General features: G+C 45.1%; 4 protein-coding genes. All 4 read left to right on the top strand.

Translation table 11 applies throughout. The features are described from left to right. Window positions 1-3599: 3599 nt before the first annotated feature. From radC to YWE_RS0120515, 4 genes are read left to right on the top strand one after another with little or no spacing between them, the layout of a single operon-like run. Window positions 3600-4055 carry a RadC family protein gene (gene radC, locus YWE_RS0120530; protein ID WP_029096162.1) on the top strand — a complete coding sequence of 152 codons (456 nt, stop codon included), beginning with the start codon at window positions 3600-3602 and terminating at the stop codon, window positions 4053-4055. Further along, window positions 4052-4483 (top strand): DUF2787 family protein, encoded by a 432-nt coding sequence (locus YWE_RS0120525; protein WP_036016709.1) that lies wholly within the window; start codon window positions 4052-4054, stop codon window positions 4481-4483. The genes radC and YWE_RS0120525 overlap by 4 nt, the downstream gene beginning before the upstream one ends. Beyond that, window positions 4483-4641, top strand: a complete 159-nt coding sequence (locus YWE_RS31130; RefSeq protein ID WP_154661443.1) for a hypothetical protein — start codon at window positions 4483-4485, stop codon at window positions 4639-4641. The genes YWE_RS0120525 and YWE_RS31130 overlap by 1 nt, the downstream gene beginning before the upstream one ends. A 24-nt stretch (window positions 4642-4665) precedes the next feature. Then, the gene (locus YWE_RS0120515; RefSeq protein WP_029096160.1) at window positions 4666-4863 is read left to right on the top strand and encodes a hypothetical protein; all 198 of its coding nucleotides are present in this window, start codon (window positions 4666-4668) and stop codon (window positions 4861-4863) included. The last annotated feature ends 227 nt before the right edge of the window (window positions 4864-5090 follow it).

The raw sequence follows: 5090 nt of genomic DNA, 5'->3' as shown, positions 1-5090 counted from the left end.
AAACCACTACTGATGAGGCAAATTGCGATAGCCGAAAGACGCATTGTTTTTTTCATTATTCCATTCCCTTTGCGCCGAACGCGCTGTCCTAATTAAATTGTCATCGAATCGGAAGTGNTACCGAACGAGCAATGCCAAACAGAATTACCCGCTGATGACGTTTCCGATTTAATACAAGAAATACCGGGGTCAAACAGTGGTCTATCGGGTAAATCAGTCAATGCACAAATATATTTCCTGCCAATGAAAGATAATGACTACTGATTCACCAAACCGAACCTAACAATAGAAAAACATTAATCTAAACTCACCTGCACACTAAACAGAGTGTGAACTAAAACTCTGAAATTCGACACGGTTTCGGGTACGTTACTGAATTAACCGCAACGCTTTAGTTACAGAGAAAATAGATAGAAAATCAATTTAACAACCTAGGCAATATCACCTAATCATCGAGTAACCCGCCGCGAGTGATATTGATGACGATTATACATAATAAAAATGAATGCAGATCAACAGATCGCATTTAATGAACAAAACAGATTATAATACTGATTATTGAATGCAAAATAACCAATAAAAGGGATATTCGTTGAATTTATCACCACTCACAGATTTTTAGATCAAAAAAAGATAATTATTAGTCGTTATATTTATTGTGTAAAACGTGACGTGAATCAATAAATGGAATGATTGTCTGTGCGGTTTTTTAAATAATGACTAAGCTTGAAACCGATGTAAATTTGAATTATTTCACATTGAATTGAATAGGGTGATAGACGTAATGGCAATTCATTTAACATGCTCACCAATTTGAAAGAAACAAGATAACAAAAATAACGAATAACATTAACAAACTTATTCAATTTGCATTTAACATACACGCCATCGCCGAATGAAAAGCAATAAGAAGCCTGCATATTATTTCAATTTAATAAAACCTTATTTTATTTGCTCATTGTCTGTCAACAACGAACAATCCCAACAATAAACGCCACAAAGAGAATGGTTCTGGCCATAAGGACACACTCGCTGTGCCACACCGAACTCCCCCATGAAGGTCTGAACCCTGTGCCTGAGATATTATCCGATAAGCGATAAGTCATTGATCGTTTGTTACTATGGATATTCAGACTTCGATCGTCCGCGTAGATCAATCTCGCGTTATCTCTGGCGAAGGCTGAATTAGCAGGGGAATTAAGCGGAAAAAACACAGAATAAGAAAGGATTAACTATAAAGATATTGCCTGTGGGTGTTTGTCTGTAGTCAACTACGGGGGTTATAGCGTCCAAGCTTAGTCATCACCGCATAAGCCCAATGCCGATTCGGATGAGTCCCTATTTTACCAATAATGCTGTGACATCAACCTAAATGACAATATCAGTGCTGATAATGCCGATAATTTCGCTTATAAGTAAACTTTTTCTGTGAAAACCCTCTATAGGAACTTTACTAAAACAGTCTATTAATCGGCATCATATAGACGGGAATTCCTTTTTACCGGTGCCCTGCAAGGCTTTTCTCTGAAAACAGGCTCAAACAGAATCGGCATTGGCTGAGACCGTGGCCGGGGCCGGGGCCGAGGGCCAACCGGACATAGAGCAATCACGTGGCGGCACTCAACGGTGAGACAATGCGTCCTTATCGTAGGACCATGGCTTTGCTTTGTTTTGCCTCCTGCCCCCGAATTCCACGCCCGTTGGCCTTGCGGACACTCTGTATGATGATGATTCCATCGGCGGGGAAACCGTTGGTGCTGCTCCAGAAACTGATAGGTAACAATCAAGACACGAACCCGAACCCGAACCCGAACACAATGCCGATTCGGATGAGTCCCTATTTTACCAATAATGCTGTTACATCAACCTAAATGACCATCTCAGTGCCGATAATGCCGATAATTTCACTTATAAGTAAACTTTTTCTGTGAAAACTCTCTATAGGAACTTTACTAAAACAGTCTATTAATCGGCATCATATAGACGGGAATTCCTTTTTACCGGTGCCCTGCAAGGGTTTTTCTTGGAAACAGGCACCGGAAGAATCGGCATGGACCTCGGACGATGCCAACGGTAGGTCCTAGGTCCCGGGTCCCAGGTCCTACACCAGCCTCTAACAGTTGGTCAACTCTACTAGCAGTGAGCACGCCCTCCTTGTGGCTTACACGCACCATGCCACTTAGGATTGCACCTTGTTTTACGAATAATGGCAATCTGGATTCTGAATCTGCCAGTTTGAAGCGATATAAGTAAAACTTTTACTATGAATATTTCCGTAGGAAGTTTTCTAAAAAAGGTATCTAAAGTGGCAGCCTTGAGAGTGATTTTCCTTTTTAACCGTGCCTTGCAAGGCTTTTTCTGAAAACAGCACCTATTTTGTTTTGGCAGATTTGGCATCCAAACTGGCAGGAGGGCAATGTCCAGTAAGCAGAGCCAGTGAAAACGGCAAGCCGAGACTAAAGCACCAGACCAGATAGCTGACAACTCTGATGCTAAAGGTCAGTATTAGCAGCCTAGACAGCACCACCTAGCCCTTCCATAAAGGTATTGATGAAACCGTTGATCTTCTCAGATACCCGCGTGATAGTAACCTTACGCGGAGAAACATGAAGGGCATCTACAATCTCCTGCTTTCGGGGTAAGCTTAGCCGATACCGAACCATGCCGATTCGGATGAGTCCCTCTTTTACCAATAATGCAGTGACATCAACCTAAATGACCTTCCGAGTGCCGATAATGCCGATAATTTCGCTTATAAGTAAACTTTTTCTGTGAAAACCCTCTATAGGAACTTTACTAAAACAACCTATTAATCGGCATCATCTAGGTCGGAATTTCTTTTTACCGGTGCCCTGCAAGGGTTTTTCCCGGAAAGAGGCTCCGGCAGAATCGGCATTGGCCCAGACCCAGACCCAGAGAACGTTAGCTAAACGATGACCCTGAACGTCAGCCCGTGACCATGACCGTAACCGTGCCTGTTTGTTCGGGACTAGGACTAGGGCTAGGACCAGGACTAGGTCCTGCTGTACTTCGCCAATACCTGGACCTGTCGTATGGCACAGGAGCCGGACCGCACGCGCAGTTACCTTATCGCTTCTCCTGATTGACAATCGACAGGATAGACCGAGGCTCAGGCCTAGTAGTCGTGGTCGCCGTGACCTGGCGATTCCATTAGGTTCTGCTCCTGAGACTCAAGCTCAATGCCGATTCGCATGAGTCCTCATTTTACCAATAACCCAGTGATATCAACCTCGTTGGCAATCTCCGTGCTGATAATGCCGATAATTTCGCTTATAAGTAAACTTTTCCTGTGAAAACTTCCTATAGGAACTTTACTAAAACAGTCTATTAATCGGCATCATCTAGATGGGAATTTCTTTTTACCGGTGCCCTGCAAGGGTTTTCTCTGGAAACAGGCACCAGCAGAATCGGCATGCAGGCAGAAACCTAGAACATTGTCCGCGAGGCAACGATGAAAGCTCCGTAACCACAGGTTCTGGCTCAGGTGCTCGCCCACACTAACGTCAATAATCCCCGTCGATATCGGTATAAGAAAAGTGAAACACACTTACTGACCTGATAACACGGAGAATCACGTTATGCCTATCGACAACGACAACGACGACTACACCATCAACAAAGCCCGGGAGATACTCAGCCAGCGGCTGTATCACTCCCCGGCATTAACCCACACTGACGATACCGCGAGTTTCCTTGCCCTGAAGCTAGGCCAGAGAGAACAAGAGGTTTTTGCCATCATCCTGCTCAATAACCAGCATCAAGTTATTCAGTACCTTGAAGTCTTTACCGGCACCATTAACGAAACCAGTATTTACCCACGGGAAGTGGTCAAGCTGGCTCTTAAACACAATGCTGCCGCCACTATTCTCGCCCATAATCATCCCTCAGGACTGGCTGAACCCTCCGCTGCCGATAAGAGCATCACCACCCGGTTACAACAGGCGCTGGCATTGGTCGATGTCACCGTGCTTGACCATGTTGTTGTCGGTGGTGGAAACACGGTGTCATTTGCCCAACGGGGGTGGCTGCTATGACTACGAACCCATTAACCCTGACTTGTGACCTACCTATCTTTATCCCCCTGATTAAGATCTTGTCAGGACACATCAGACAGCATCCAAATGCTTTCAGCATCACTCTGAACTACCGCAGTCCAGACTATTCGGCTGAATCTGGTGGATATCGTCCGGTTGAAATCCGGCTGGAGAGGCAACGGGATAAGGCCGACGGCTGGACCATCTGTTATGTCACCGAGTTCTCTTACTACGGGCCTCCGGGTTATCAAGAGCTAGACCGGGCCATTGACTTCGACTTCAGTATCGGTACTGGCTATCAAGCCCATTTGCCGCCTGAGCCCATTAGCCGATATGCGGCGCTGTTCTGTCTCTGGCAGCGTAACTTCAGCCGTTATCACGGCCTAGGCATCTACCAATGTCAGGTCTCGCTGGAGGAACACGAGTAATGTCGCCTCAACTTATAGCACTACTCTGGGAAGCCTTTAAAGCTGCCCTATCCGCCTTCGCTGCCGTATTAGTTCAGGCGATGATGGCCCACTTCAATATGTTTATGTCCACGTCCATGTCCGCTTCTGACTTTTCATCACCTGATGAAACCTACTAATCAAAACCACAGGAAATACCGACAATGAATATCACTCTAAAACTTATCATGGCTGCAACGGCATTAATCGCTGTCGCTGGTGGCGTTATCTTTAACCATCTTAACGGTAACGATGACGGAGACAAAAGCGACTTAAATGAAAGTCACGATATGGCTATCCGTAATATTCCATCAGCAGATTCAGGGGCTAAGCAAGAACCGGATGCATTGCTCAATCAGTGAGATCCCCCTGCAACCATCCCGATTGTATAAATAACNCCCTNCCACTTACTTACCACCACCTCATCAAAGGCTATCCACCACGGGTAGCCTTTATTGTTATTAACGCTTGGTACCACTCAATAGACCTTGGTTATTTGACCGGCTCGAATAACGCGGTTTTTACCGGTCAATAGAGTCGGTTTCACCCTTTTGACCAGTCTGTTCAGTATACCAAGCCCTATTGACCA

This window comes from Budvicia aquatica DSM 5075 = ATCC 35567 (assembly GCF_000427805.1).
GTDB lineage: Bacteria > Pseudomonadota > Gammaproteobacteria > Enterobacterales > Enterobacteriaceae > Budvicia > Budvicia aquatica.
Note: the sequence above shows the minus strand (reverse complement) of the source record. Positions and strands in the feature narration are given on the sequence as shown.